The organism is Aeromonas sp. MR7 (assembly GCF_963899385.1).
GTDB classification, from domain to species: Bacteria; Pseudomonadota; Gammaproteobacteria; order Enterobacterales; family Aeromonadaceae; genus Aeromonas; species Aeromonas bestiarum.
Genome location: NZ_CAWQXH010000007.1, coordinates 12,373 through 38,690, shown reverse-complemented (window position 1 = coordinate 38,690; position 26,318 = coordinate 12,373). Strand labels below are relative to the sequence as shown.

Annotated in this window: 30 protein-coding genes; 16 read left to right on the top strand and 14 right to left on the bottom strand. The window is 60.5% G+C overall.

Features of this window, described 5'->3' with window-relative positions; translation table 11 throughout:
* Window positions 1-291: 291 nt before the first annotated feature.
* Together hupA and AACW87_RS03850 are read left to right on the top strand one after the other, a co-directional pair.
* Complete coding sequence (gene hupA, locus AACW87_RS03855; RefSeq protein WP_005305063.1) at window positions 292-564, top strand: nucleoid-associated protein HU-alpha; 273 nt, start codon at window positions 292-294, stop codon at window positions 562-564.
* Between the two features lie 101 nt (window positions 565-665).
* Window positions 666-1,091 (top strand): hypothetical protein, encoded by a 426-nt coding sequence (locus AACW87_RS03850; RefSeq protein ID WP_005320448.1) that lies wholly within the window; start codon window positions 666-668, stop codon window positions 1,089-1,091.
* An 82-nt stretch (window positions 1,092-1,173) separates the two neighbouring features.
* Here AACW87_RS03850 and AACW87_RS03845 read toward each other — a convergent pair whose 3' ends face one another.
* Both AACW87_RS03845 and dusA read right to left on the bottom strand, forming a co-directional pair.
* On the bottom strand, window positions 1,174-1,323 hold the full coding sequence (locus tag AACW87_RS03845) for a hypothetical protein (protein WP_098982287.1): 150 nt from the start codon (window positions 1,321-1,323) through the stop codon (window positions 1,174-1,176).
* 2 nt (window positions 1,324-1,325) lie between these two features.
* Window positions 1,326-2,312 carry a tRNA dihydrouridine(20/20a) synthase DusA gene (gene dusA / locus AACW87_RS03840; protein WP_241326611.1) on the bottom strand — a complete coding sequence of 329 codons (987 nt, stop codon included), beginning with the start codon at window positions 2,310-2,312 and terminating at the stop codon, window positions 1,326-1,328.
* Window positions 2,313-2,450: 138 nt separating this feature from the next.
* Here dusA and zur point away from each other — a divergent pair, with 138 nt between their 5' ends.
* Genes zur through AACW87_RS03825 form a run of 3 tightly spaced genes read left to right on the top strand, consistent with a single transcriptional unit; the run spans window position 2,451 to window position 3,595 of the window.
* Window positions 2,451-2,909, top strand: a complete 459-nt coding sequence (gene zur, locus AACW87_RS03835; RefSeq protein WP_080741192.1) for a zinc uptake transcriptional repressor Zur — start codon at window positions 2,451-2,453, stop codon at window positions 2,907-2,909.
* The gene (locus AACW87_RS03830) at window positions 2,899-3,360 is read left to right on the top strand and encodes a chemotaxis protein CheX (protein ID WP_016351979.1); all 462 of its coding nucleotides are present in this window, start codon (window positions 2,899-2,901) and stop codon (window positions 3,358-3,360) included. Before zur ends, AACW87_RS03830 begins: the two co-directional genes overlap by 11 nt.
* Window positions 3,361-3,364: 4 nt before the next feature.
* A complete protein-coding gene (locus AACW87_RS03825) occupies window positions 3,365-3,595 on the top strand; it encodes a hypothetical protein (RefSeq protein WP_241326610.1) in 231 nt (76 codons plus the stop codon).
* Between the two features lie 70 nt (window positions 3,596-3,665).
* Here AACW87_RS03825 and brnQ (AACW87_RS03820) read toward each other — a convergent pair whose 3' ends face one another.
* From brnQ (AACW87_RS03820) to AACW87_RS03810, 3 genes are all read right to left on the bottom strand, one after another.
* Window positions 3,666-4,943 (bottom strand): branched-chain amino acid transport system II carrier protein, encoded by a 1,278-nt coding sequence (gene brnQ / locus AACW87_RS03820; protein WP_241326625.1) that lies wholly within the window; start codon window positions 4,941-4,943, stop codon window positions 3,666-3,668.
* Between the two features lie 446 nt (window positions 4,944-5,389).
* Window positions 5,390-6,697, bottom strand: coding sequence for a branched-chain amino acid transport system II carrier protein (gene brnQ / locus AACW87_RS03815; RefSeq protein WP_277606881.1), 1,308 nt, complete (start codon window positions 6,695-6,697; stop codon window positions 5,390-5,392).
* 190 nt (window positions 6,698-6,887) lie between these two features.
* Window positions 6,888-7,598, bottom strand: a complete 711-nt coding sequence (locus tag AACW87_RS03810; RefSeq protein WP_241326608.1) for a tRNA1(Val) (adenine(37)-N6)-methyltransferase — start codon at window positions 7,596-7,598, stop codon at window positions 6,888-6,890.
* 128 nt (window positions 7,599-7,726) lie between these two features.
* Between AACW87_RS03810 and srmB the strand changes: the two genes are divergently transcribed.
* Window positions 7,727-8,950, top strand: a complete 1,224-nt coding sequence (srmB, locus tag AACW87_RS03805; RefSeq protein WP_098982293.1) for an ATP-dependent RNA helicase SrmB — start codon at window positions 7,727-7,729, stop codon at window positions 8,948-8,950.
* Window positions 8,951-9,140: 190 nt separating this feature from the next.
* On the opposite strand, the gene yaaA is transcribed toward srmB, so the two are convergent.
* The 3 genes from yaaA to tapT are packed head-to-tail and all read right to left on the bottom strand — an operon-like array spanning window position 9,141 to window position 12,118.
* Window positions 9,141-9,914 (bottom strand): peroxide stress protein YaaA, encoded by a 774-nt coding sequence (yaaA, locus tag AACW87_RS03800; RefSeq protein ID WP_043142400.1) that lies wholly within the window; start codon window positions 9,912-9,914, stop codon window positions 9,141-9,143.
* 31 nt (window positions 9,915-9,945) lie between these two features.
* Complete coding sequence (tapU, locus tag AACW87_RS03795) at window positions 9,946-11,055, bottom strand: type IVa pilus ATPase TapU (protein ID WP_241326607.1); 1,110 nt, start codon at window positions 11,053-11,055, stop codon at window positions 9,946-9,948.
* A 28-nt stretch (window positions 11,056-11,083) separates the two neighbouring features.
* Window positions 11,084-12,118, bottom strand: coding sequence for a type IVa pilus ATPase TapT (gene tapT, locus AACW87_RS03790; RefSeq protein WP_005320466.1), 1,035 nt, complete (start codon window positions 12,116-12,118; stop codon window positions 11,084-11,086).
* A gap of 39 nt (window positions 12,119-12,157) precedes the next feature.
* Here tapT and AACW87_RS03785 point away from each other — a divergent pair, with 39 nt between their 5' ends.
* The 5 genes from AACW87_RS03785 (at window position 12,158) to AACW87_RS03765 (ending at window position 15,091) form a co-directional block, all read left to right on the top strand.
* Window positions 12,158-12,859: a YggS family pyridoxal phosphate-dependent enzyme gene (locus AACW87_RS03785; RefSeq protein ID WP_241326606.1), complete on the top strand. Its 702-nt coding sequence runs from the start codon at window positions 12,158-12,160 to the stop codon at window positions 12,857-12,859.
* 90 nt (window positions 12,860-12,949) lie between these two features.
* Window positions 12,950-13,774: a pyrroline-5-carboxylate reductase gene (proC, locus tag AACW87_RS03780; protein ID WP_043142391.1), complete on the top strand. Its 825-nt coding sequence runs from the start codon at window positions 12,950-12,952 to the stop codon at window positions 13,772-13,774.
* A gap of 28 nt (window positions 13,775-13,802) precedes the next feature.
* Window positions 13,803-14,354 (top strand): YggT family protein, encoded by a 552-nt coding sequence (locus AACW87_RS03775; RefSeq protein WP_043142388.1) that lies wholly within the window; start codon window positions 13,803-13,805, stop codon window positions 14,352-14,354.
* Window positions 14,354-14,653: a DUF167 family protein YggU gene (yggU, locus tag AACW87_RS03770; protein ID WP_043554521.1), complete on the top strand. Its 300-nt coding sequence runs from the start codon at window positions 14,354-14,356 to the stop codon at window positions 14,651-14,653. The genes AACW87_RS03775 and yggU overlap by 1 nt, the downstream gene beginning before the upstream one ends.
* Before the next feature lie 18 nt (window positions 14,654-14,671).
* Window positions 14,672-15,091 carry a DUF4426 domain-containing protein gene (locus AACW87_RS03765; protein WP_043142382.1) on the top strand — a complete coding sequence of 140 codons (420 nt, stop codon included), beginning with the start codon at window positions 14,672-14,674 and terminating at the stop codon, window positions 15,089-15,091.
* A gap of 69 nt (window positions 15,092-15,160) precedes the next feature.
* On the opposite strand, the gene AACW87_RS03760 is transcribed toward AACW87_RS03765, so the two are convergent.
* Both AACW87_RS03760 and AACW87_RS03755 read right to left on the bottom strand, forming a co-directional pair.
* Window positions 15,161-15,460 carry a hypothetical protein gene (locus tag AACW87_RS03760; RefSeq protein ID WP_103472542.1) on the bottom strand — a complete coding sequence of 100 codons (300 nt, stop codon included), beginning with the start codon at window positions 15,458-15,460 and terminating at the stop codon, window positions 15,161-15,163.
* A 114-nt stretch (window positions 15,461-15,574) separates the two neighbouring features.
* Window positions 15,575-17,179, bottom strand: a complete 1,605-nt coding sequence (locus AACW87_RS03755) for a peptide ABC transporter substrate-binding protein (protein ID WP_241326605.1) — start codon at window positions 17,177-17,179, stop codon at window positions 15,575-15,577.
* Window positions 17,180-17,360: 181 nt separating this feature from the next.
* On the opposite strand from AACW87_RS03755, the gene AACW87_RS03750 reads away from it, so the two are divergent.
* On the top strand, window positions 17,361-18,068 hold the full coding sequence (locus AACW87_RS03750; RefSeq protein WP_241326604.1) for a ParB-like protein: 708 nt from the start codon (window positions 17,361-17,363) through the stop codon (window positions 18,066-18,068).
* Window positions 18,069-18,123: 55 nt separating this feature from the next.
* Here the strand turns inward: AACW87_RS03750 and AACW87_RS03745 are convergent, their stop codons facing one another.
* Entirely contained in the window at window positions 18,124-18,786 is a 663-nt protein-coding gene (locus AACW87_RS03745; RefSeq protein WP_241326603.1) for a CatB-related O-acetyltransferase, read from the bottom strand.
* Between the two features lie 301 nt (window positions 18,787-19,087).
* Here AACW87_RS03745 and AACW87_RS03740 point away from each other — a divergent pair, with 301 nt between their 5' ends.
* The gene (locus AACW87_RS03740; protein WP_241326602.1) at window positions 19,088-19,516 is read left to right on the top strand and encodes a DUF2753 family protein; all 429 of its coding nucleotides are present in this window, start codon (window positions 19,088-19,090) and stop codon (window positions 19,514-19,516) included.
* 3 nt (window positions 19,517-19,519) lie between these two features.
* Here the strand turns inward: AACW87_RS03740 and AACW87_RS03735 are convergent, their stop codons facing one another.
* Entirely contained in the window at window positions 19,520-20,269 is a 750-nt protein-coding gene (locus tag AACW87_RS03735; protein WP_241326601.1) for an enoyl-CoA hydratase-related protein, read from the bottom strand.
* A gap of 89 nt (window positions 20,270-20,358) precedes the next feature.
* Between AACW87_RS03735 and AACW87_RS03730 the strand changes: the two genes are divergently transcribed.
* The 3 genes from AACW87_RS03730 (at window position 20,359) to AACW87_RS03720 (ending at window position 22,233) form a co-directional block, all read left to right on the top strand.
* Window positions 20,359-20,799 (top strand): copper chaperone PCu(A)C, encoded by a 441-nt coding sequence (locus tag AACW87_RS03730; protein WP_241326600.1) that lies wholly within the window; start codon window positions 20,359-20,361, stop codon window positions 20,797-20,799.
* Window positions 20,800-20,891: 92 nt separating this feature from the next.
* Window positions 20,892-21,521, top strand: coding sequence for a TIGR04219 family outer membrane beta-barrel protein (locus tag AACW87_RS03725; RefSeq protein WP_042865656.1), 630 nt, complete (start codon window positions 20,892-20,894; stop codon window positions 21,519-21,521).
* A gap of 31 nt (window positions 21,522-21,552) precedes the next feature.
* Window positions 21,553-22,233, top strand: a complete 681-nt coding sequence (locus tag AACW87_RS03720; RefSeq protein ID WP_241326599.1) for an SDR family oxidoreductase — start codon at window positions 21,553-21,555, stop codon at window positions 22,231-22,233.
* 95 nt (window positions 22,234-22,328) lie between these two features.
* Here AACW87_RS03720 and AACW87_RS03715 read toward each other — a convergent pair whose 3' ends face one another.
* Entirely contained in the window at window positions 22,329-24,053 is a 1,725-nt protein-coding gene (locus AACW87_RS03715; RefSeq protein ID WP_241326598.1) for a proline--tRNA ligase, read from the bottom strand.
* 136 nt (window positions 24,054-24,189) lie between these two features.
* Window positions 24,190-26,199 carry a methyl-accepting chemotaxis protein gene (locus tag AACW87_RS03710; RefSeq protein WP_241326597.1) on the bottom strand — a complete coding sequence of 670 codons (2,010 nt, stop codon included), beginning with the start codon at window positions 26,197-26,199 and terminating at the stop codon, window positions 24,190-24,192.
* Between the last annotated feature and the right edge of the window lie 119 nt (window positions 26,200-26,318).

Below are 26,318 nucleotides of genomic sequence, written 5' to 3'. Positions count from 1 at the left end.
CCTTTCTTATTGACTGACGACACTCCCTATAACTAGGGAAAATCCTGTTGACCGTCAATAGGTGCATGGGGATATTGTTACATCAGATGGTGTTTTGGCTACAAGACCCCATCATTTGCTCTCCTCTTCCAATCCATCGCGATAACGAAGGGGCGAGATATGTGACTATTTCCGCAGATCTTGATGAAAACCCCAGCATTCAAGCCAATCTGGCTGATAAAGCCTTTGCCTGAGTGTTTTTTTTTGAATAGAGTGGCCCGGTGCTAAATGCCCGATCATAAAGGAAATGTTATGAACAAAGCTCAACTTGTCGATGCAATTGCCGCCAAAGCCGATCTGAGCAAAGCTCAGGCCAAAGTTGCTCTGGAAGAGATCATCAATGGTATTACCCAGAGCCTGAAAGAAGGCGATGCTGTGCAGTTGGTGGGTTTTGGTACCTTCAAGGTGAACCATCGCGCGGGCCGTACCGGCCGTAACCCGCAAACTGGTAAAGAAATCCAGATTGCAGCCGCGAATGTGCCGTCCTTTGTGGCAGGCAAGGCGCTCAAAGACGCCGTCAAGTAATCGTGTAAAACCCGGCGCCAGCCGGGTTTTTTATTGCCATCGTCAGCGGAATTTGTTTCAGATACACTCAAGATATGGCGTGCGCCGTAGTGAGGTGGATGATGGAACAGAAAAATGCCATTCGGCAGGTTGCCGTACCTTGGGCTCCGTCCCGCCAACTCCCCCCAGGCCTGGTTGTGGCCGAACTTCATCAGGATATCTGGAGTGACTCCCTGACCGTCATGCTGGGTCGGGCGCGCAGCATAGATCTGCCGCCACAGATCCTGTGCCGGGTCTACTTTCGTCATATCTTCGCCGTGCGGGTCATGGAGGATTGCGATCTGTCGGAAGGCAAGGAGAGCCATGCCATCGAGGAGCAGATCCAGCTCATCACCCCGTCTCGTTTTGCCAGCTGGTTCCATCAGGAATCGGAGGGGCTTCATCTGGACGAGGATCTGCAGCATTATCGCATCTCGACCTGGGACTACTGTGCCGATGTGCTGACGTCATTTGCACCCGAACTGCAGTTTGTGGACAAGGGGGAATAGCGTCAGCGCGATGGCTACGCATAGAAAAGCCGGTAACACCTGGTGTTACCGGCTTTTTCATGGGTGCTGAAGGCGATGAGGATCAGCCCAGCAACTGCTCCCTGTGCAGGCCCAGCACGATCAGCAACCCGAGAAAGTAGAAGGCGCTGAGCTTGAGGCCGAGGATGGCGAGCAGGCCGGCGCAGAGCCGGACCAGCGCCTTGTGCAGCCATGAACCAGTGAAGCGATACATGATTACTCCACCGACTCGGCGCTGGCGAATTCCGGCACCTTGGCCATGGCATCCAGCACGACCTGAATGCCGGCGCCCGGCTTGCAGGCGTTCTCGCTCAGGTGACGACGCCAGGCGCGGGCACCCTGCATGTTCTGGAACAGGCCCAGCATGTGGCGGGTCATGTGGGATAGGTAGTTGTCCTTGGCCAGCTCCTGCTCCATGTAGGGCAGCATCATCCGCACCACCTCGTGACGGCTCGGCACAGCGTTGTTCTGGCCGAACACCAGATTGTCCACTTGCGCCAGGAGATAGGGATTCTGATAGGCTTCGCGCCCCATCATGACCCCGTCCACCTGCTGCAGGTGCTCCAGGGTCTGCTCGATGGAGGTGACGCCGCCGTTGAGGGCTATGGTCAGTTCGGGATAATCCTGTTTGACCCGATAGACCCGCGGGTAGTCGAGCGGCGGGATCTCGCGGTTTTCCTTGGGGCTCAGGCCGCTGAGCCAGGCCTTGCGGGCATGGACGATGAAGGTGTCGCAACCGGCGTCGCGTACCTGTTCGATGAAGGCCTGCAAGAATTCGTAGGAGTCCTGATCGTCGATGCCGATCCGGGTCTTGACGGTGACCGGGATGTCCACCACATCGCGCATCGCCTTGACGCAGTCGGCTACCAGCGCGGGTTCGCCCATCAGGCAGGCACCGAAGCGGCCATTCTGGACCCGATCCGACGGGCAGCCGACGTTGAGGTTGATCTCGTCATAACCGCGCGCCTGTGCCAGTCTGGCGCAGTGGGCCAGATCTGCGGGGTTGCTGCCGCCCAGTTGCAGCGAGACGGGATGCTCCTGCTCGCTGTAGCCCAGATAATCCCCTTTGCCATGGATGATGGCGCCCGTGGTCACCATCTCGGTATAGAGCAAGGTCTGGCGGGTCATCAGACGGTGGAAATAACGGCAATGCCGATCTGTCCAGTCCAGCATGGGGGCGATGGAAAAACGCTGCGCCTGCATAAAAATCATCCGGGTTGGCTAAACAAAGGGGCCGGATTTTATCACAACGTGAGGCAGCCCCAGAAAATGAATTTTGTCGCCGCGCCACTGGGGGCCCTGTGATAGTATCCGGCTAATAAAAAGGGTATTTGCGTGATCATGAATCAAGACCAACTTTTACAACGAGCCGAACGACTCTGCGAACAACGCGGGATCCGCTTCACCCCTACCCGGCGCCAGGTTTTCACTCTGCTGGCTGCTCACGGCAACGCCATCAGCGCCTATGATTTGTTAGCCCAGCTGCAGCAAACCGAGGCTCATGCCAAGCCGCCTACTGTCTATCGGGCACTCGATTTTCTGCTCGAACAGGGCTTTGCCCACAAGGTGGAGTCGCTCAACGCCTTCATATTCTGTTGTCACTTTGACCATGCCCATCCCATGCAACTGCTGATCTGCGATCGGTGTGGCGAGGTGGTTGAACTCCATGACACGGCGATCGACAGCGCGTTTTCCGAGCAGGCCCATCAGCATGGTTTTACTATTACCAATAAGACAATAGAGGCACATGGCCAATGTGCTCGCTGTACGCCCACCGTAGGAAATCAACATGAAGGCTGATTTTGTAAACCCGTTCCTGCTTTCCCTGCTCAATGTGCTCTCCACCATGGCACAGTTGGAGCTTAAACCGGGTAAACCCAAGCGCAAGATGGATGAACTGGCGCGAGGGGATGTCTCAGGCCTCATCGGCATGGTGGGTCCGCAGACCCGTGGCTCGCTTTCCATCAGCTTCGAGAAGGGGTTGGCGCTGGAGATCATGCGCCGCATGCTGGGGGAAGCCCCCGCCACCATCAATGAAGAAGTGACCGACATGGTGGGCGAGATCACCAACATGGTCACCGGCGGCGCCAAGCGCATGCTGGGGGAAAAAGGCTACGAGTTCGATATGGCGACCCCCATCATAGTCTCCGGCCCCAACCATACCATCACCCACAGGGCCGATGGCACCAAGATCATGATGCCGTTCGAGTCAGATTACGGCCGGGCCACCATCGAAATCTGCTTCGAGTAACCCTATGTGGAAAGCGCTGAAATGGTTCTTCATCGGTTGGACTCTGCTGCTCATACTGTCTGATATCCAGATCAACACCTCGCTCTACAAGTACAACGACAACAAGGTGGTGGTGAGTTTTCCACGCTGGCAGACAGACAGGCCCTGGGGCACCTTCCAGTGGCACGCCGGTCGGGTCGAGACCCACTGGTATGGTCTGGAAGGCAGGCCCAAACCGGTAGAGCCCCTGCTGTGAAGTCGACGACAAATCAGGCAATGAAAGAGGCCAGCATATGCTGGCCTCTTTTTTATTGGTCTGAGAGGGGTCAGGCGGCTTCGGCCGCCAGCTTCTCGCTGGAACGCGTCACCATGCCAAGGCCACAGGCCAGCAGGGTCGGCAGCAACCAGGCGAGGCCCTTGTCAAACAGCGGCAGGAAGGCAAAGGCATCCATCTTCATGCCGGCGGCGCCCAGGCCATCCAGGCAACCGAACAGGAAGGCGACCAGCAGCACGGCGCGGAACACCAGGCGCGGGCGACCGAAGCAACCCTTCAGGAAGGTGACCAGCACCAGGGCTACAGCGACCGGATAGATGGCAACCAGCACCGGAATGGAGAGGCTGATGAGCTGGCTCAGACCCACGTTGGCCACCAGCGCACACAAGCTGCCCAGCAGCAGCACCCACTTGCGGTATGCCCAGCCGGTCAGCCCGTGGAAATAGTCGGCCCCGGCGCACAGCAAGCCGACTGCGCTGGTAAAGCAGGCCAGGGTAATGATGGCTGCCAGGATGAACTGGCCCGGCAGGCCAAACAGGCTCAACACATAGGCGTTGACGATGGCACCGCCATTGCTGATATCGCCGGCCACGCCGGCGGCACTGTTGCCGAGGTGAAAGAGCGAGATGTAGACCGCCGACAGGCCCACCGCCGAGATGAGACCGGCGATAGTCAGGTACTTGAACTGGCTCGGATAATCCTCGATTCCTTTCTGGCGCAACAGGCCGATGATGAGGGTGCCGAACATCAGGGACGCCAGGGTATCCATGGTGTTGTACCCCTCCAGCATGCCTCTGATGAGGGGGGTGTCGACATATTCGCCGCTGGCTTCCGGCATGCCGCCCTGTGGTGCAATGAATACGCCGAGTGCGAGGATCAGCAGCATCACCATCAGTGCCGGTGTCAGATATTTGCCGATGGCATCGAGCAGCTTGCCCCGATCCAGCGCTATCAGGCTCACCAAGGCAAAGAAGGGCAAGGTGTAAAGCAGCAAGCCGCTCTGACCGGCTGCACCCAGCCAGGGTTTGAGTCCCATCTCGTAGGCGACCAGGCCGGTGCGGGGAATGGCGAAGGCCGGCCCCATGATGATGTAGATGGCGATGGCCAGCGCCGTGGCCGTTCCGGCAGGCAGATAGCGGGTCATCGCCGTCCAGCCACCGCTACCTTGCCCGGCACAGCTCTTCGCCACTGCAATCAGGGTGAGCAGGGGCAGGCCCACCGCCGTCAGCAGGAAACCTGCCATGGCAGCCATCAGATGCTCACCGGCCATAAAGCCGGCCAGCGGTGGAAAAATGATATTGCCTGCCCCCAGATAGAAGGCAAACGTCATAAAACCCAGTCCGAATATGTCGGACAACTTAAGTGATTTCGTCAAACCTAACCTCATCTGCCATGTCTATTTTTTTGTCTCTTGTTTTCACCTGCGACTGGGCAGATTCCGGGCCTGCTTGCTGCCATGGGAATGATCCAACGGAACCGTTTCCTCAAATGCAGCAGTGAATGACCCATCAATAGCATAACAAACTAATTTGATTGGCCAATCTCAGATTAATATTTTGAAACAATTCTTTATTTTGGTGTTTGATACCAGTCGGCTGGCGGCAATGGTGATATGGAAGGTCAGAACCCTGTCCGGCTGCACTCTTAGGCAAGCTCGTGACTCTGGCTGTATCGCCAGATGGAGAGGATCAACACAACCCCGCTTGTCGCGACAAACGTCATAAAAACAAAGAGCCTGCACAAGGCAGGCTCTTCAGAAGGCATAGCGAAGCGGGATCAGGCGGCTTCGGCAGCCAGCTTCTCGCTGGAACGCATCACAACGCCAAGGCCACAGGCCAGCAGGGTCGGCAGCAACCAGGCGAGGCCCTTGTCAAACAGCGGCAGGAAGGCGAAGGCATCCATCTTCATGCCGGCGGCGCCCAGGCCGTCCAGGCAACCGAACAGGAAGGCGACCAGCAGCACGGAGCGGAACACCAGACGAGGACGACCGAAGTAACCCTTCAGGAAGGTGACCAGCACCAGGGCCACGGCGACCGGATAGATGGCAACCAGCACCGGAATGGAGAGGCTGATGAGCTGGCTCAGACCCACGTTGGCGACCACGGCGCAGATGGCACCCAGCAGCAGCACCAGCTTCTTGTAAGCCACACCCGTGAGGTTGTGGAAGAAGTCGGAGCAGGCGGAGATCAGGCCCACGGCCGTGGTGAAGCAGGCCAGGGTGATGATGGCCGCCAGAATGAACTGACCCGGCTGGCCGAACAGGCTCAGCACATAGGCGTTGACTATGGCACCGCCATTGCTGACGTCGGTGGCGACGCCGGCAGCCGTGTTGCCCAGCTGGAACAGGGAGACATAGACCACGGACAGGCCGATGGCGGAGATGATGCCGGCGATGGCCAGATACTTGAACTGGCTACGGTAGTCGTGGATGCCTTTCTGACGCAGCAGATCGACGATCAGGGCGCCAAACATCAGGGACGCCAGGGTGTCCATGGTGTTGTAGCCTTCCAGGATCCCTTTCACGAAGGGGCCGTTCTGATAGTCACCGGACGCGGCCGGCATTGTACCTTGCGGCGCGACGAATACACCCACGGCCAGGGTCAGCAACAGCAGCATCAACACCGGGGTCAGGTACTTGCCGATGGCATCCATCAGCTTGCCCTGGTTCATGGAGACCAGTACGGCGACCCCGAAGAAGATCACTGTGTAGGCAGCCAGACCGGCCTGACCCATGTCGCCAATGAAGGGCTTGAGGCCCATCTCGTAGGCCACCAGACCGGTTCGGGGAGCCGCGAAGGCCGGGCCTATGATGATGTAGATGGCGACCGCCAGTGCGGTTGCCAGTCCGGCAGGCAGCAGTTTGGTCATGCCGGCCCAGCCATTGCCCGCCTTGGCGACGGCGAGGATGGTGATGAGGGGCAGGCCCACGGCGGTCACCAGGAAGCCCAGCATGGCCAGGGAGAGGTGCTCGCCAGCCATGTAGCCGGCCAGCGGCGGGAAAATGATGTTGCCGGCGCCCAGATAGAAGGCAAAGGTCATGAAGCCCAATCCGAGTACATCGGATAATGTGAGTGATTTCGTCAAGTTCAACCTCGTCTGTCTTGTAAACTATTGCTTGTTATCGTTTTTATTCATCTCTGAGTAATATTTCTCAGGGGTAAAAAAAAGGAGCGCCGCTTGTTTTTTCATCATAACCAGTGGTTTGAGCTGGTCTGGAGCGGGCGCTCGTTTAAGAGTCAGCATAATGGCGTGAAAAAATAGTTCAAGACGAAATTTACATCTTCAAATAGAAGGGGTGGGTCAGTTGGATGTATCTGTTGGAATAGTCTCCATCAGCAGAATTGATCACAATCTCATCCTGCTCACACCTGCTTAATCCTCTGCCAAGTAGCAATAAAACACGATTTGCCTCTTTACCTGCCCTGGTGATAACAGCTGTATAACAAACGCCATGCAGATCATAATCCGCCGAGATGCCTAAAATTTCATCGGCCATGGCGGTTGGCAGCACCAGGGCTACCTGTCCGGTGGCGCTCAGCAAACGGTGGCACGCAGCCAGCAGATCCCGGCTGCCGAGTGCCCCCGTATGGCGGGCCAGCGCCCTGGCCGGATCGCTGAATGACTGGCCTGCCACGAAATAGGGCGGGTTGGAGACGATGAGATCGTAGGGAGGGGCCTGATAATCCTGAATGGCGTTTTCCACTATGTTGACCCGTGAGGCCCAGGGGGAGGCCGCCACGTTCTCGCGCGCCTGCGTCGCTGCCCCCATATCCAGTTCCACCCCGTCGATGAGGCAGTCGGCATGGCTGCGCTGGGCCAGCATCAGGGCGATCAGGCCGCTGCCGGTGCCAATGTCCAGCACCCGGCGGGCGTCGACAACCGGAGCCCAGGCGCCCAGCAGTATGCCGTCCGTGCCCACCTTCATGGCGCAGCGGTCGTGCTCGACGTGAAACTGCTTGAAGGTAAAACCACTATTTCGTCCCATCTGACCCCCACCATATGCCGGCTACACAGAAAATGGTCGGCGATTATAGCGACTAAGCCACAGTCACCATAGGAGCCGACGACATAATCGCCTATAATCTGCCGTTTCCTTAATGACCGAGTATTGCCATGAGCCAGTCCTTTGATGATTTCGACCTGAATCCAGCCCTCAACCGGGCCTTGGCCGAGATGGGATTCACCCGCCCCACCACCATCCAGCAGATGGTGCTGGAGCCAGCCCTGGACGGCCGCGATATTCTGGCATCCGCTCCGACCGGCACCGGCAAGACGGCTGCTTTCCTGCTGCCCGCCCTGCAACATCTGCTGGACTTCCCGCGCCGCAAGCCGGGCCCGTGCCGCATGCTGATCCTGACCCCGACCCGCGAACTGGCCCTGCAGGTCACCGCCCACGCCAAGGCGCTGGCGGTGCACACCAACCTCAGCATCGAGACCATCATCGGCGGCGTCAGCCACGACGAGCAGCTGCCTGCCCTGACCAAGACCACCGACATAGTGGTGGCGACCCCGGGTCGTCTGCTCGAGTACATAGAGAAAGAGGAGTTCGAGAGCCACGACATCGAGGTGCTGGTGCTGGATGAAGCGGATCGCATGCTGGACATGGGCTTCATCAAGGACGTGAACCGTATCGTGGCCGAGGCGCGCTATCGCAAGCACACCATGCTGTTCTCCGCCACCCTGGAAGGGGCCGGTCTCGAGAAGTTTGCCAACGAGATCCTCAACGAGCCGGTGGAGCTGCATGCCGAGCCGCCCCGCAGCGAGCGTCGCCCCATCACCCAGTGGGTGCATCTGGCCGATGACGCTGCCCACAAGCTGGCCCTGCTGGTGCATATCCTCAAGGATCCGGAAACCCAGAAGGCCATTGTCTTCGTCAGAACCCGTGAACGGCTGGCGGAGCTCTCCGGCCAGTTGCAGGCGGCCGGCGTCTCTTGCGCCTGGATCCGGGGCGAGATGGAGCAGAGCAAGCGCATCGAATCGATCCGCAAGTTCCATGCGGGAGAAGTGCCCTTCCTCATCGCCACCGACGTCGCCGCCCGTGGCATCGACTTGCCCAACGTCAGCCATGTCATCAACTACGACATGCCTTATGGCACAGACGTCTATGTGCACCGTATCGGTCGGACCGGCCGCGCCGGCAACCGTGGCTGCGCCATCAGCCTGGTGGAAGCCCACGACATGGGCATGGTCGCCAAGATAGAGCGTTACACCGAGGAGCGTCTCAAGCGCCGGGTGATCGACGAACTGCGTCCCAAGCACAAAGAGGCGCGGGTACCGGTGAAGAAGAAAAAGCCGAAGGATGGCAAGAAGAAGAGCGCCAAGAAGAAAAAGAAATAAGTTCATGCCTGCTGCAACGGCCATCCTCGGATGGCCGTTTTGCTTGCTGCCTGCGGTGAATGTGGCTGTGTTCGCGGATCGCGCGCAGAAAAAAGCCGACGCATAGACGTCGGCTGATAAAAAGTGCTTACAACAGAGGATTCACGTATTCAGACCCGGGGATCCTGAATTTGGTTCCCTCTTTCTGTAATTAATTTTCGGCGCGTTTAAACATCAGGGTCTGAGCATCAGACTCTTCTGGCACGAAGTAGTAACCATCGACGTTGAAGCCGGTCAATTGCTCCACCTCGGTCAGCCGGTGCTTGATGATGTGACGGGCCATCATGCCGCGCGCCTTCTTGGCGTAGAAGCTGATGATCTTGAACTGGCCGTTCTTCTCGTCCTTGAACACTGGGGTGACGATCCGCCCTTGCAGGCGCTTGGGTCGTACCGACTTGAAATACTCGTCGGAGGCCAGGTTGATCAGCACCTCATCCCCCTGCGCCGCCAGCGCCTGGTTGAGCCGCTCCGTGATGATGTCCCCCCAGAACTGATAGAGATCCTTGCCACGCGCGTTGTCGAGCCGGATCCCCATCTCCAGCCGATACGGCATCATGAGATCGAGCGGGCGCAGCACGCCGTAGAGGCCGGACAGCATGCGCAGGTGCCCTTGGGCAAAATCGAGATCCGCCTCGCTGAAATCCTCCACCGCCAGACCCGTGTAGACATCCCCCTTGAACGCCAGCAGTGCCTGGCGTGCATTGCCAGGATGGAAGTCGGGTTGCCACTGGGCGAAGCGGGCGGCGTTGAGACCGGCCAGCTTGTCGCTGATCTTCATCAGGCTGGCGATCTGATCCGGCGTCAGCTGGCGGGCCCGGGTGATCAGCTCGGCCGAATGATCCAGCAATTCGGGTTGGGTGAAACGGGAGCTCACCAGAGGCGACTCGTAATCCAGCGTCTTGGCCGGGGAAACCACAATCAGCATAACGATCCTTTATAGCGGTGACACACGCCCCTCATTCATCCAGGGTGACGTTGTCGAGTGTGCCTGCACCCAGCTGTTCACGGCCAGACAGCTTGATCAGCAGTCGCAGGTCGTTGGCCGAGTCGGCATGGGCAAGGGCCTCACTGTAGCCAATTTGGCCGGCACAGAACAGGGTGAACAGCGCCTGATCGAAGGTCTGCATGCCGAGCTCGGTGGACTTGGTCATCACCTCCTTGAGCCGGTGCATCTCCCCCTTGCGGATGATGTCGGTGATGAGCGGGGTGTTGAGCAGCACCTCGAAGGCCGCAAAACGGCGGCGACCGTCCACGCTCGGCAGCAGTTGCTGGGCGACTATGGCGCGCAGGTTGAAGGAGAGATCGAACAGGAACTGGCGGTGCTTCTCCTGCGGTACCAGGTGAAGGATGCGATCCAGCGCCTGGTTGGCATTGTTGGCGTGCAGGGTGGCGAGACAGAGGTGACCCGTCTCGGCAAATTGCAGCGCAAACTCCATGGTCTCCTGGCTGCGGATCTCGCCGATGAGGATCACGTCCGGTGCCTGGCGCAACGAGCTCTTCAGCGCCACGTCGAACGACTCCGTGTCTATCCCCACCTCCCGCTGGGTGATCAGACTGCGGCCGTGCTGGTGCACGAACTCCACAGGATCTTCCACCGTCAGTATGTGGCCATCGGCGTGCTGGTTGCGAAACCCTATCATGGCGGCCTGGGTGGTGGACTTGCCCGCACCTGTGGCACCGACGAACAGCACAAGCCCGCGCTTGGCCATGGCCACCTCCTGCAAGATGGGGGGCAGGGTCAGCTCGTCGAAGGTCGGGATCCGGGTCTCGATACGGCGCAGCACCATGCCCGGCATATCCTGCTGCCAGAAGGCGCTGACCCGAAACCGGCCAAGATCCTCGCGGTAGATGGCGTAGTTGGCTTCCTTGGTGCGGATGTAACGCTCGAAGTGATCCTGGCTTAATGTCTCCTTGACCAGGGTCAGGGCACTCTTCTTGTCGAGCGGCTCTCCCCCCAGAGACTGCAGATGGCCGTTCACCTTGAGGGTGGGGGGCGTGCCGACCGTGATGAACAGATCCGAACCTTTGCGTGCGACCAGTTCGGTCAACAGGGCATCCAGACTCATAACGACTCCTTCCTTAGATTCGTTGTGCTTAAACGCTATTGGGGTCGACCGCCTTGGCCTTGGCATCCAGGGAGGCCACCACGCCACGGCTGACCAGCTGCTTGAGGCTCTGATCCATGGTCTGCATGCCGTGGGTCATCCCGGTCTGGATCACCGAATAGAGCTGGGCGATCTTGTCTTCCCGGATGAGGTTGCGCACCGCGGGTATGCCCATCATGATCTCGTGCGCCGCCACCCGGCCACCGCCGATCCGCTTGAGCAGGGTCTGGGAGATGACCGCCCGCAGCGATTCGGAGAGCATGGATCGCACCATGTCTTTTTCCGCACCGGGGAAGACGTCGATGATACGGTCTATGGTCTTGGCCGCCGACGAGGTGTGCAGGGTGCCAAACACCAGGTGGCCCGTCTCGGCCGCCGTCATGGCCAGACGTATGGTCTCGAGGTCACGCATCTCACCTACCAGTATGATGTCAGGGTCTTCCCGCAGTGCCGAGCGCAGGGCGTTGCTGAAGCTCTTGGTATCCCTGTGTACTTCCCGCTGGTTCACCAGGCAGCGCTTGTTCTCGTGTACGAATTCGATGGGATCTTCGATGGTGAGTATGTGGTGGTGGAAGTTCTCGTTGATGTAGTTGACCATGGCCGCCAGCGTGGTGGATTTGCCCGAGCCGGTCGGCCCTGTCACCAGCACCAGGCCGCGGGGGTATTCGGAGATCTTGCGAAAGATCTCGGGGGCATCGAGATCTTCCAGACTCAGTACCGTGCTGGGGATGGTACGAAATACGGCGCCCGAACCGCGCGATTGTTGGAAGGCGTTGACCCGGAAACGGGCCAGGTTGGGCACCTCGAACGAGAAATCGACCTCGAAGTTTTCCTCCAGCTCCTTGCGCTGGTGGTCGTTCATGATGTCGTAAATGAGGGCATGCACTTCCCTGTGTTCCAGGGCGGGCAAATTGATCTTGCGAACCTCGCCATCAACCCGGATCATCGGGGGAACCCCGGCCGAGAGGTGTAGATCCGAGGCTTTATGCTTTACACTGAAAGCCAATAACTCTGTGATATCCATAGATTTGTCATTCTCCCATCACAAGATCACTAACGAAATATGAGCCAGATTGCCCAGCACCTGCTTCAGGTAAAGGAGCGTATTGTACAAGCCGCGAGCCAGTCGGGTCGTTGTGTCGATCACATCCACCTGCTTGCGGTCAGTAAAACCAAGCCACTTGAGGCCATTTGCGAGGCCTATGCCGCCGGCCAGCGCCGCTTCGGTGAGTCCTATGCCCAGGAAGCGGCCACCAAGATAGATACACTGCGCGAGCGGGCCCTCTGTGCAGACATAGAGTGGCACTTTATCGGCCCGCTGCAATCGAACAAGTCCAGGCTGGTGGCCGAACGGTTCGACTGGGTACAGAGCGTGGACAGAGACAAGCTGATCGAGCGCCTCAACAACCAGCGTCCTGCCGGGTTGGCGCCGCTAAATGTCTGTCTGCAAATCAATATTAGCGGAGAGAGCAGCAAATCCGGAACGTCGGAGCAAGAGATTTTCCGGCTGGCCGAGCTGGTCTCCCGCAGCGAACGGCTGGTATTGCGGGGGCTGATGGCCATCCCGGAACATACCTGTGACGAGGCGGTATTGGCCGCCCAGATGGTGCGCATGCAGACTCTGTTCACCGAGCTTGCGCGACAATACCCGAGTGTCGATACCCTCTCGATGGGCATGACAGAGGATCTTGAGCTGGCGATCACCCATGGCAGCACCATGGTGCGGGTCGGTACCGCCATCTTCGGTGCCCGTGACTATTCATAAGCAAGACCACCTGATGCAATATGGAACCCTCGCCTTCATCGGCGCAGGCCGTGCCGGTATCAGCAGCTATTTCAGCAACAGGAGTGTTTGATGCAGCAGAGAATCCTCGCCTTTATCGGCGCAGGCAACATGAGCCGCAGTATCATTGCCGGCCTGATCCAGGCGGGTTATCCGGCCGAGCGTATCATAGCCGCCAATCCCAGCCGTCCCAAACTGGACGCGCTGGCGAGCGACTACGGCATCCGCATCACCCAGCATAATGCCGAGGCGGCCCGCGAGGCTGACGTCATAGTGCTGGCGGTCAAGCCCCAGTTGATGGCCGGCATGCTGAGCGCACTGGTCGATGAGCTGGGGTCGCTGGCGGGCAAGCTGCTCATCTCCATCGCCGCCGGCATCAAGGTGGCACGCCTTGGCGAGATGGCGGGCGGTCACGCTCGCATCATCCGCACCATGCCCAACACCCCCTCCTTGCTGGGATTGGGCATGACAGGCCTCTATGCGCCCCCCGGGGTCGAGCAGGCCGATCGCGACTTCGCCGAGCAGATGATGCAGGCCGTGGGCAAGACCCTCTGGGTGGCGCAGGAGTCTGGCATCAACGGCGTCATCGCCGCGGCGGGCAGTGCCCCGGCTTACTTCTTCCTGTTCATGCAGGCGATAGCCGAGGAGGCGCAGGCCATGGGCTTCTCCCCCGAGCAGGCGCGCCTGCTGGTGCAGCAGACAGCGCTTGGCGCCGCTGCCATGGTGGAGCAGAATCCCGATTTGTCGCTGCAAACCCTGCGCGAGCAGGTGACCAGCAAGGGAGGCACGACCGCCGAGGCCATCAAGACATTCCAGGCGCAGGGGCTGATGCCGCTGACCGCTCACGCCATGCAGGCGGCCGTCGCACGGGCCGCCGAGATGGAAACTCTTTTCTGAACACTCTTCTCTTACCGCTGGAGCTCAGATGAACACAGCTTATTTTCTGATTAACACGATTTTTGATATCTACCTCATGGTGGTGCTGCTGCGCGTCTGGCTGCAGTGGGCCCGCGCCGATTTCTACAACCCCATGAGCCAGATGGTGGTCAAGGTGACCAATCCGCTGGTGATACCGCTGCGCCGGGTCATTCCGGGCTTCGGCGGGCTGGACATGGCCTCGGTGCTGCTGGCGCTGATCATCGCCTTCGCCAAGCTGGCGCTGCTCAAGAGCATGAACGTCTTGCTGGCCGACTGGCTCACCCTCAGCCTGTTTGCCGCCCTGACCGTGCTGAAGAAAGCGGGCTCCATGATCTTCTGGGTGCTGCTGGTTCGCGCCATCCTGAGCTGGGTCAGTCAGGGTCGCAATCCCATCGAATACGTGATGCACCAGCTGACCGAGCCCTTCCTTGCCCCCATTCGTCGCATTTTGCCGGCGCTGGGCGGGCTGGATCTCTCCGTGCTGGTCGCCTTTATCGGGCTGCAGGCCATAAACTATCTGTTGGGTGATCTGTTCGGCCAGCTGTGGTGGATGATTTGATGCCAGCCGTCCTGCGGGAAGGGGATGAGCTGATATTGCATCTGATGATCCAGCCCAAGGCGAGCCGGGATCAGATCGTCGGACTGCACGGTGAGGAAGTGAAAGTGGCCATCACGGCGCCGCCGGTGGATGGCCAGGCCAACAGCCACTTGATCAAGTATCTGGCCAAGCAGTTCAAGGTGGCCAAGGGGCAGGTTCGCATAGTGCGCGGGGAGCTGGGGCGGCACAAGACGGTTGCCATCGAGGCGCCCAGGCAGATCCCTGCCGAGATCAGTGCCCTGCTGGAGACTCAGGGTTAACACGAGAAGGATGACACCATGAAAACAGCCTGGATAAGCTGCCTGCTGGCACTGCTGATGACCTTGCCGCTGCGGGCGGAACAGATGAAGGAGCTGGGCCCCTGGCAGGTGCACTACAGCGCCTTCAACTCCAGCTTCCTCACCCCGGACGTGGCCAAGGCCTACGGTCTGGAGCGCAGTCGCTACAACGGCATCATCAATATCGCCGTACAGAACAAGCAGGGTGTGGCGCAGGCGGTGGGTATCACGGGCGAGGCCAAGAACCTCACCGGTACCCTGCGTACCCTGACCTTCCAGGAGGTCAGGGAGGGGGACGCCATCTACTATCTGGCGGTGCTGCCCTATCGCAACGAGGATACCTACCAGTTCACCCTGAAGATCATGGGGGAGGGGCAGCAACAGACGCTGACCTTCCAGCAGACCTTCTACGTCGACTGAGGCTGTTGCCCTGCTTGCCGAATGAAGAAGCCCCGAACTCAGGTTCGGGGCTTTTTTCATGGGGTGGCGTCAGCTGGCCGGGGCGAAGTCGTGGATCTCGCCCGAACGCGGGGTGAAGCGCGGATCCTGATCCCGGTTGTGCTCCACCCACTCCATGGTCTGGCAGAAGCTCTCCTGCCTGGCAAACTCGTCGCGCACCTGATCGATGGCCCGCTCGGCGCTGCGCCGTTCCATCTTGCTCGCCTTGCGATCGCTGAACTGTTTTTGCTGGGCCAGCATCCAGTCCGTGAATGCCTGACGGCACTGCGCCTCGCTGGCCGCCTGGGCGGGCAGTGTCATCAACAGGGCGATCATCAATACATAGCGCATAGCAAACCGACGACGATAGGGTGGGGACAGGGTGAAAGGGCGGCATTCTAGGCCGAAAACATGAGCATGAACAGAGGGAAAGCGGGGCTGACGAGTGGCCGGCCCCGGGCAGGATCAGTGCTTGATGAGGTAGAGCTGGCGGCTGTAGGCCACGTCTTCCGGGTTGTTGATGGGGTAGCCCTTGAGCCAGGGCTTGATCAGCCGGGCGTTGGTGTACTGATAGATGGGGGCGATCGGCGCCTCATCCTGCAATATGGTTTCGGCCTCATCGAACAGCCGGGCCCGCTCGCGGGGATCCTGGCTGCTGGCCGCCTTGGTCAGCAGGGCATCGTAGCCGGCGTTGGCGAAGCGGGCCATGTTGCCACTGTGGTGGGAGCCCCACAGACCGAGGAAGGCGGAGGGGTCGTTGTAATCGGCCACCCAGGAGGAGCGGATCACCTCGAACTGGCCGCTCTGGCGGCTGTCGAGATAGGTTTTCCACTCCTGATTGGTGAGCTCGACCTGGGCGCCCAGTTTCTGCTTCCAGAGGTTGGCGATGGCCAGCGCCATCTTCTTGTGAATTTCCGCCGTGTTGTAGAGCAGGGTCAGCTTGAGTGGCTTGCCCGGGCCGTAACCGGCCTCCTTGAGCAGCGCCTTGGCCTTCTCATCCAGCGCCTGCTGGCTGCTGCTGGAGAGCTGGTTGGCCTTGGGCTCGAAACCGGCCACCACGTCCGGGGTGAAGTGATAGGCCGGTTTCTCGCCCGTACCCAGCACCTTGGCGGCGATGAGGCCGCGGTCGATGGTGTAGGAGAGCGCCTTGCGCACCCGCACATCGTTCAGCGGCGGCTGTTGGGTGTTGAAGGCGTAGTAATAGGTGCCGAGTTGATCCGGGGTATGGACCTCACCCGGGATCTGCTGCATCAGCTTGTGATACTGCTCCTTGGGGAAAGACTCTGTGATGTGCAGATCCCCTGCCAGGTAGCGGTTGGTGGCGGCGGTTTCCTGGTTGATGGGCACGAAGGTAACCTTGGTCAGCACCGTATGGGCGCGATCCCAGTAATAGGGGTTGGGAGTCAGCTCCAGCTTCTCGTTCACCACCCGGTGGCTCAGCACGAAGGCGCCGTTGCCGACCAGCTTGCCGGGCTGGGTCCACTGGTTGCCATATTGCTCCATGCTGGCCTGATGCAGCGGTGACAGGCTGGGGTGGGTCAGCAGGCTCAGGAAATAGGGCACAGGCTGGGAGAGGGTCACCTGCAGTGTGTGCTCATCGAGCGCCTTGACCCCAAGCTCGCTGGGGGCCAGCTTGCCGGCCACTATCTCGTCCACCTTGTCGAAGCGGGCCAGCTGGGCAAACCAGGCGAAGGTCGCGGCTTCTTTCGGATCAACCAGTTTGCGCCAGCCGTAGACGAAGTCGGCGGCCTTGACCTTGTCGCCGTTGGACCAGCGTGCATCCGGTCGCAGATGGAAGGTAAACTGCTGATTGTCCTTGTTGTCCCAGCTGGCGGCCACGCCAGGCAGCACCTTGCCGTCCGGCCCCTGGGTCAGCAGCCCCTCGTAGAGATCCCGCAATACCTGCAGTTCGGGCAGGCCGACCAGTTTGAGCGGGCTCAGGCTCGCCGGTTCATCTTTCAGATGACGTACGACGGCCTGTTCGGCAGCGAGTTGAGTGCCGGGCGGAACATCGGCGGCCTGGGCACAGGCACAGCCCAGCAGGGCCAGCAAGGGACTCCATCCTTTCATGGTTGATCCTTCAAATAGTGTGAAGCGGGGAGAAAACTCGGCGAGAAATGATCGCCGGCAGACGGGAAATCATGATATCCCGTTTGCTGGTCAGACCGCCAGTATGAGTCCCGTGATTTCAGGGACGCGATGGAACCTTAGTTGACCCGCTGATCCGTTGTCAGGGGGAGAGGAGTGAACGATGAGAATATGGATCCTGTTGGCCCTGGCCATCAGTCAGGGCGCCTGGGCGCTGGCGCCTTGTGAGCGTGGGAGTCCGGTCGGCAGCTGGTGCGAGGTGAACATAGATCAGCTGCACCCGACCCAGGGCGGGGTCGGCCAGATCCAGGTCGACAATACCCAGGCGGAGCTTGCAGGAAAAAGTGCGAAGCAACTCGACAAGTTGATGAAAAAGAAAGAGATCCCCATCGTCATCGCCCCCGATGGCGGCTACTGGCTGGTGGACAGGCATCACCTCACCAAGGCGCTGTGGCAGGCGGGGGTGAAGCAGGCCAGGGTCAAGGTGATCGGCCGCCTGCAGGACAAGTCCAGCTTCTGGAGCCAGATGCAGGGCAATCACTGGGCCTGGCTCAAGGACGAGAAGGGGCTGCCGCTGACCCCTGAGCAGTTGCCCGCCCATATTGGCGAGCTGCCGGATTACCCCTACCGGACCGTGGCGGGCTTGCTGCAGGATGCGGGCTATGTCGACAAGCGGGATCAGGTCTATTTCGTCGAGTTTGCCTGGGCCAGCTGGCTCGGCCAGCAGATGGACTGGTTGCCGGTCGATGGCGCCAATCTGGCGGATCGTCTCTATCAGGCCAAGCGGCTGGCATGCAGCAGCAAGGCGGGGGATCTGCCCGGCTATCCCGGCAAGCAGTGCCGGGTCAATCAGTCGCGCAGTGGCAGCTGAGCAAGCGCCAAACCAGTTACCGGAGCGGGGTGCCAGGCCCCCCGCTCCGGTGTCGTCACGCCTGCTCGGCCGGTTGCCAGCGGGCGGCGGCTTGTTCCAGCAGGGCCACCTCGCCTTGCTGGATCTGCGGCAGCAGGGCTTGTACCTGTTCATCGGGCCAGTCCCACCAGGCGAGCGCCTGTAGCCGGGCAATCTCGTCCGAGCCAAAGCGCTGTCGGATCACCCTGGCTGGCGTGCCTGCCACCATGCAGTAGGCCGGCACGTCCCGCGTCACCAGGCTGCGGGCGGCGATAATGGCGCCATCCCCGATAGTCACGCCCGGCATTATCATGGCGTCCATTCCTATCCAGACATCGTTGCCGATGCGGGTATCGCCGGCGGGGCGGTAGCTGCGCTTGAGGGCAGCCAGATCGGCAAATGGATAGGTGCTGATGAAGGCCGGGTTGTGGGTGTGGTTGCCCCCCATGATGATCTTCACGCCGGCGGCGATTTGCACATAGTCACCTATGTGGAGCCTGTCTATGTGCCAGAGTGGCTCCCAGCCGGTCTCCTGGCTGCGGCTAACGCTGTCGCCATAGAGGTAGCGCACGGCCTCTTGCTCGAACAGGCCGTCCCAGGCCCCCGAGTAGTAGCTGTGCCGCCCCTTGAGGCAGATGTTGGGATTGGTCACCGTCAGATGCAGGTATTCGACCTGCGACCAGTGTTGGCAGGGTGTCATGGCTGTGTTCCTCGTTGAATGGACAGAATGAATGGCGCGAGGAGCGCAGCTAATAGATCCAGACCAGCAGGCGGGGCACGCACAGGGTCGAGCAGCCCAGATCCTGGGGTAAACGGGGTCGCAACATGAAGACGGTGTCCTGACGGTGGAGGCCAGATGATGGACCTGGATGGTAAGGCATGAGAAGGCCTATGCCAACCCGGCGAGGCTTTTCTGGTTAAAACCTGCACAAAACATCGGGTTGATATTCATTCTCGACTGGGCATGATAAGTATCCCACCCATAGACTCGGGAGATCGTCATGACGAATCATGTCTGGCAGCGCTACATGCTGGAGGCCGAAAACGCATTGGGGGCCGGGGCGCTCGGCACCGCCATCTGCCTCTATCAGCAGGCCCTTGCCGAAGTGTACGAACTGGCCGATGAAGATCTGGACGAACTGGCCAGCATGCGGGTGGCCACCTGCCATCGGCTTGCAGACTTCTGGCGCGCCATGGAGGAGCCCGCTTATGAGCTGCGCTATCTCAAGCTCGCCTCCGAGCTGGTGACTGCGCTGGTGCCCCAGTGCCCGAACCTGGGGTGTGAAGCCCTCATCAGTGAGCTGGGGTGCTGCCGGGCGGCGCTCATCTCCTTCCTCAAGCGTCACCCCAATCCCGAGATCGCCAGACTGATCCAGCTGCAGGACAAGGTGCAGGGCTGCGAGCTGATCGGCCGTTTTCGCCTCAACTGAGGATCATCCTCTGGGCTTGAGCCTGTGCGCGATCCGCTGCTGCGCCTCTTCCCCCTGCAGGGCGAGGGAGAAGGCGCGCGCCTCCAGATCGATGACGAAGTGCACCGCCTGTTTGAGCTCCTGTTTGAGCAGAGCCTTGCTCTTCTGTAGCGCCTTTGGCGGTTTGGTCGCCAGTTTCAAACCCTGCTCACGGGCCAGTGCCAGCAACGCATCGGCGGCCACCACCCGGTTGGCGAGGCCCAGACGCAGCGCCTCACCGGCATCTATGGCCTCGGCCAGCAGCAACAGCTCCGCCGCCTTCAGATGGCCCACGGCGCGGGGCAAGAGCAGGCTGGAGGCAAACTCCGGCACCAGCCCCAGCTCGACGAACGGCAGTTGCAGCCGGGCGTTGTCCGCCAGATAGACAAGATCGCAGTGCAGCAGCAGTGTGGTGCCTATGCCGACGGCGGGGCCAGCGACTGCGGCTATGACGGGTTTGGGAAAATCCGCCAGGGTGTGCAGGAACTGCAAAATGGGATCGTCCGCCTCCAGCGTGTTCTTGCCCATAAAGTCGGCCAGATCATTGCCGGCGGTGAAGCAATCGCTTTGACCCTGTATCAGCAACACATGCACGGCGTCATCTTGTGTCGCTTGGCGTAGTGCTGCGGTGAGGGCGAGATACATCTCGGTATTGAGGGCGTTGCGCTTGTCGGGGCGATTGAGAGTCAGGGTGAGCAAACCATACTGCTGCTCGGCAACGATAATGGGGTCCATGTCTAAATCCTTGTTATCACAGGCTGTCAAAAGCTTACCGCTGCGGTAATCTTCACGGCGTTTAACAACATCATAAAAGGATTTCAACCATGTTTAAACGTGCGTTTTATTCCCTGCTGGCCCTGGGTCTGGCGGTGCCTGCCCTAGCCAAGGTCGAGGCCGTCGATGGCTATGTGCGTCTGCTGCCACCCGGCTCTCCCAATACAGCCGCCTTTCTGGTGCTCAAAAATGACGCAGACACGCCGGTGAAGCTGGTCGCCGCCGCCTCGCCCGAGGTGGGCCGGGCCGAGCTGCACACCCATCTGCACGAGAACGGGGTCATGAAGATGCGCCAGGTCGAGAGCATAGAAGTGCCGGCAAAAGGGGAAGTGGCGCTCAAACCCGGCAGCTTCCACATCATGCTGTTCGAGGTGCGCGAGCTGTCCCAGGGCACGCCCTTCCCGCTGACCCTGACCATGGATGACGGTCAGAAGCTGGAATTGAGCCTGCCAGTGAAGCCAATTGAACCCATGGCAGGCATGCAGCACTGACATTAATGGACGCTTGTTCAGTTTTTTACACTGTGTATTCCCGTCGCACTGGGTAAAATGATGGCCTTTCCAGTCCATAAGAGAGTGACATGATGAAGAAGACCTTGATTGCCGGTTGTGTGCTGGCCCTGTTCAGCCAGGCTGCCATGGCTGCTGATGACTGGCGTATCGCTGCCGGTACCGATGTATGGAACGCGCAGGGCAGCGGCCAGATCAACGGTGTCGGGGCCAACGGCAGCTATGACGAGAACTACAACTGGAGCGGCTACCTGCAACTGGAGCACGGCATCATTCTGCTGCCCAACGCCAAGTTCGAGATGTCCGATTTCGGTACCAGCGGCGGCGCCCTCAACAACGATCTGATGGCCTACGACCTGAGCCTCTACTATCGCCTGTTCAACAACGACCTGTTCCAGATCGACCTGGGTCTGACCGGTCGTCGTTATGATGGCGATTTCAACACCCAGCACTACTCCTATGACAAGGATGTGCTGATGGCTTACACCGGCGCCGAAGTGCGCATCCCGGGTACCGGCTTTGCCGCCTTCGGCGATGCCCGCGTACAGGATGCCGACAACTATGACTACCGTCTGGGTGGCTCCTACAAGTTCGCTTCCGTCCCCCTCAAGGTGCGTGCCGGCTGGCGTGATGCGAGCATGGACTTCGATCGCGTTGATCAGCGGGTTGATGGCTGGTTCATCGGCGGCGAATTCACTTTCTAATCTGACTGTCAGCTGACGACGAGGAGCGGTAATGGGCCACATCATAGTGACGGGGGCGGGATCCGGGCTGGGTCGCGCCCTGACCATAGGTCTGGTTGAACGCGGCCATCGGGTATCCATGATGGGGCGTCGTTATCAGAAGTTGCAGGAGCAGGAAGATCTGCTCGGCAAGGCGGTGATCGGCATAGCCGCCGATCTGGCGCACCACGAGGAAGTGGACGTGGCGTTTGCCGCCGCGGTGGAGTGGGGCGGCTTGCCCGAGCTGGTGCTGCACTGCGCCGGCGTGGGTGAGTTCGGCCCGGTCGGTGTCTACACCGCCGAGCAGATCCGCCGGGTGGTAGAGAGCAACCTCATCTCCACCATTCTGGTGGCCCAGCAGACGGTGCGCCTCATCGGCGAAAAAGGCGGCGTGCTGGCCAACGTGCTCTCCTCCGCCGCTCAGGTGGGCAAGGCCAACGAGACCCTCTACTGCGCCTCCAAGTGGGGCATGCGGGGCTTTCTGGAGTCTTTGCGCGCCGAGCTCAAGAGCTCGCCCCTGCGGCTGGTCAACCTCTATCCGAGCGGGATCCGCAGCGAATTCTGGGACAACTCGGATCACGTGGACCCGAGTGGCTTCATGACCCCGGAAGATGCGGCGGCCTACATGCTGGATGCGCTGGAGGCCAGAAGCAGCTGCCACGTGACAGATCTCTTTATCGGTCGCAATGGTTGAGGCAGAGCCCCGCCATCCGCTTCCTCTCGTCAGGTACAGCAGAAACAAAAAGCGCGCCATCGGGCGCGCTTTTTTATGTTGGCAAGGGGGCTGAATTAACGACCCAGCTTGGCCTTGAGCATGGCAACGATCTCGCCGATCGCCACTTCCTGCTTCTCGCCGGAGCGGCGGCACTTGTACTCCACCACGCCGTTGTCCAGACCGCGGTCGCCGATGATGATGGCGTGGGGAACCCCCAGCAGCTCCATGTCGGCGAACATCACGCCCGGGCGCTCCTTGCGGTCATCGAACAGCACGTCCACACCGGCGGCCTTCAGCTCGGCGTAGAACTGCTGTGCCTGCTCGGCCACGCGCTCGGATTTGTGCATGTTCATCGGCACTATGGCCACTTCGAACGGGGCTATGGCGTCCGGCCAGATGATGCCGTACTGGTCGTTGTTCTGCTCGATGGCGGCGGCCACCAGACGGGAGACCCCGATGCCGTAGCAACCCATCTCCATGGTGACGGACTTGCCGCCCTCGTTCAGCACGCTCGCCTTCATGGCTTCGGAGTACTTGGTGCCGAGCTGGAAGATGTGGCCCACCTCGATGCCGCGCTTGAGCAGCAGTTTGCCCTGGCCGCAGGGGCTGGGGTCGCCTTCCACCACGTTGCGAAGGTCGGCCACTTCATAGGAGGCGATATCGCGATCCCAGTTGGCACCTGTCAGATGGAAGCCGGTCTCGTTGGCGCCACAGACGAAGTCTGCCAGATGAGCGGCGCTGCGATCGGCGATGATGCGACCGGCAAAGCCGACCGGGCCTATGGAGCCTGCATCGCAACCGGCGGCAGCCTTGATCTGCTCGTCATTGGCGAAGGTCAGCGGGTTGGCGACACCCGGCAGTTTCTCGGCCTTGATCTCGTTCAGTTCGTGGTCGCCACGCAGCACCAGGGCCACGACGGCCTGGTTGCCGTGCTCGTCCGCCTCGGCCAGCACCAGCAGGGTCTTGGCGATGGCGGTCGGCGCCACGCTCAGGAAGGCGGCCACTTCGTCTATGGTGTGAACGGCCGGGGTGGCGACCTTGGTCAGAGCCTTGGTCGCGGCGGCGCGCTCACCGGCCGGTGCCAGCGCTTCGGCCATTTCTATGTTGGCGGCGTAGTCGGAGGTATCGGAGAAGGCGATCAAGTCTTCACCGCTCTCGGCCAGCACCTGGAATTCGTGGGAGCCTGTACCGCCGATGGAGCCGGTATCGGCCTGCACCGGACGGAAGTTCAGCCCCATGCGGGTGAAGGCGGCACAGTAGGCGGCGTGCATCCGCTCGTAGGTCTCGATCAGCGAGGCCTTGTCGATGTGGAAGGAGTAGGCATCCTTCATCAGGAACTCGCGACCACGCATCACACCGAAACGGGGGCGGACCTCGTCGCGGAACTTGGTCTGGATCTGATAGAGGTTCAGCGGCAGCTGCTTGTAGCTGTTCACCTCGTAACGGATCAGCGAGGTGATCACCTCTTCGTGGGTCGGGCCCAGCACGAAGGGACGGTTGTGGCGGTCGGTCAGACGGCACAGCTCGGGGCCGTAGTCATCCCAGCGGCCGGATTCCTGCCACAGCTCGGCCGGCTGCACCACCGGCATGGAGACTTCGATGGCACCAGCATTGTTCATCTCTTCGCGAACGATGTTTTCGATCTTCTTCAGGACCCGCAGGCCGGACGGCAGCCAGGCATACATGCCGGAGGCCAGTTTGCGGATCATGCCGGCGCGCAGCATCAGCTGATGGCTGACGACTTCCGCGTCGGAGGGGGTTTCCTTGAGAGTGGAAAGCAGGTATTGGCTGGTACGCATCGCTCGTGACCTTAGATAAGACGGGCCGCGGGGCCCTGGATAAATTCAAGAGCGGAATTTTAACAGGGAGGGCCCTGCGGCCCAAGGGCTAAATTTAGCGCAGCGGGAGAAAGCGGGGGCCGGGCCCCCGCCCGTGTCAGACCCGAAATTGCGACAGCAGTCGTTGTTGCAGCAGGCTGGCCTGGTGCAGGGAGGAGGCGAGTTGCAGGCACTCCTGCGCCTCCTGCTCACCTGTCTGGGCCTGCAGGCTGATGCCGGAGACCTTGTCCGAGGTGTGGCTCAGGGTGTGGGAGAGCTGGCCGGTGGCATCCGCCACCTGCTGCACCATATCCGCCAGATGGTCGATGGCTTCTTCCACCTTGAACAGGATCTGCTTGGTGTTGTCGGAATCCTGCATGCCCGACTCCACGGTTTTCAGGTTGCGCTGCATCATCAGATAGGCCTTCTCGGTCTGCTGCTGAATGCTGTTGATCACCTCGGTGATCTCGGCGCTGGAGGAGGCGGTACGGTTGGCCAGGGTGCGCACCTCGTCGGCCACCACGGCAAAGCCCCGGCCCATCTCGCCGGCCCGGGCTGCCTCGATGGCGGCGTTGAGCGCCAGCAGGTTGGTCTGCTCCGAGATGCTGCTGATGGTGGAGATGATCTGGCCAATCTGGCTCGCCTGCTCCTTGAGGGCGTTGATGGCGTTGGCGCACTCGCCGACCTCCACCACGACCCGCTGCATGCCGTTGCTGGCGGAGGTCACGTACTGACTGCTTTCTGCGGTGAGCTGGCGTACCTCGTTGGCGTTTTGCGCCGCCAGGCTGCAGTTGTCAGAGATGGAGGTGGCGACCTGCACCATCTGCTCGCTGTCGTGGTGCAGTGCCTGGGCATGCTCGGCGGTCTGGCGACTGCTCTGGCTGATGGCCTCGACCCGGTTGACCGAGGTGTGCACGTGGTCGCTGATGTGCTGGTTGTTGTCCATGGTGGAGCTGATCATCTTCTGCAGCTTCTCGATGAAGCGATCCACGCTGCCCGCCAGCGAGCCTATCTCATCGTCCCGCTTGAGATTGATCCGCGCGTTGAGATCGCCCTCACCGGCGGCTATGTCCTGCATGCGCTGATTGACCTGCAGCAGGGGCCTGACTATGGTGCGAACCAGCCAGAAACCGCAGAGCGCGACGATCAGCAGGCTCAGCACCAGACCCCCCAGGATCAGGTTTTTGGTATGGCCGATGATGGTATTGAGCTGGTTTACCTGATCCTCGACCGTGGCATCCCCCTTGGCCTCGACTTCGACCAGTACCTGCTTGAGCTGTTCGGCACTGCTCTCGTATCGCGCCAGCTGGCTCTGGTAATCGCTCAGGGCTGCAATCCACTGACTCATCAGCCGCTGATCATCGGCCTGCAGGGCCCGGTATTGCGCTGCCAGCGACTGGCCGGCGAACTCCCCCTCACCCGGGATATCAAACAGCCCCGTGGCCAGCATGCCGTCGACCGCCTCCTGATAGAAGCGGGTCGCCTCCTTCAACTCGGCCTGGATGGCGGGGGTCGGGCCCTCGCTCTGCATCTTCTCCAGCGCATAGAGTTGGCGCAGGAAGCCGATGTTGGCTTCCATGCCGCCGTCGGCCGCTTGCCAGCGGGTGGCCAGACCGCCATTCCAGCTGATGGCCTGATCCGGCGACTGGGTGAGGCTCTCGACAGCGCCATCGCCGACCACTTCCAGCTGGATGGAGAGGCGGGACATGCGTTCTGAACTGGCGCGCAGCGCCTGATCGACGCCGGTATAGGTGCGATAGAGCGCCAGCAGTTTGTCCTGCTGTTGCTGATAATCCTGCTGGCGCTGGTTCATGGTGCTGATCGCCGTCTCGTCGATGAGCCTGCCTTCACCCACCCGGCGCAGGGCATCTGTGGTGGCCGCTCTGGCCCGTTGCAGCTCGGGCTCGTCGAGGGGCATGCCTCTGAGCATTTTCTGGATATAGAGCGACTGGTTGCCCAGTTCTATGGAGCCCTCCATGGCGCCATCGGCGGTCTGCCAGGCGGCTCCCAGTACATAGGAGAGCAGATCGGCCAGCCGCTGGCTGCCATACCAGCCGATGGCCCCCATGCCCAGTGTGCAGCCGAGCAGGATCGTCAGTCCCAGATTCGATGTAGTGACAATTTTCATGATGCAGGACCTTCCTTGGTTCCGAACAAACCCAATTCAGTGTTCTCTCAATGGCAAACATTCGCCATTCCCGGTGGAAAATAAAGTTACTGCTCAGATCCGATCCAAGCATGGCTCCG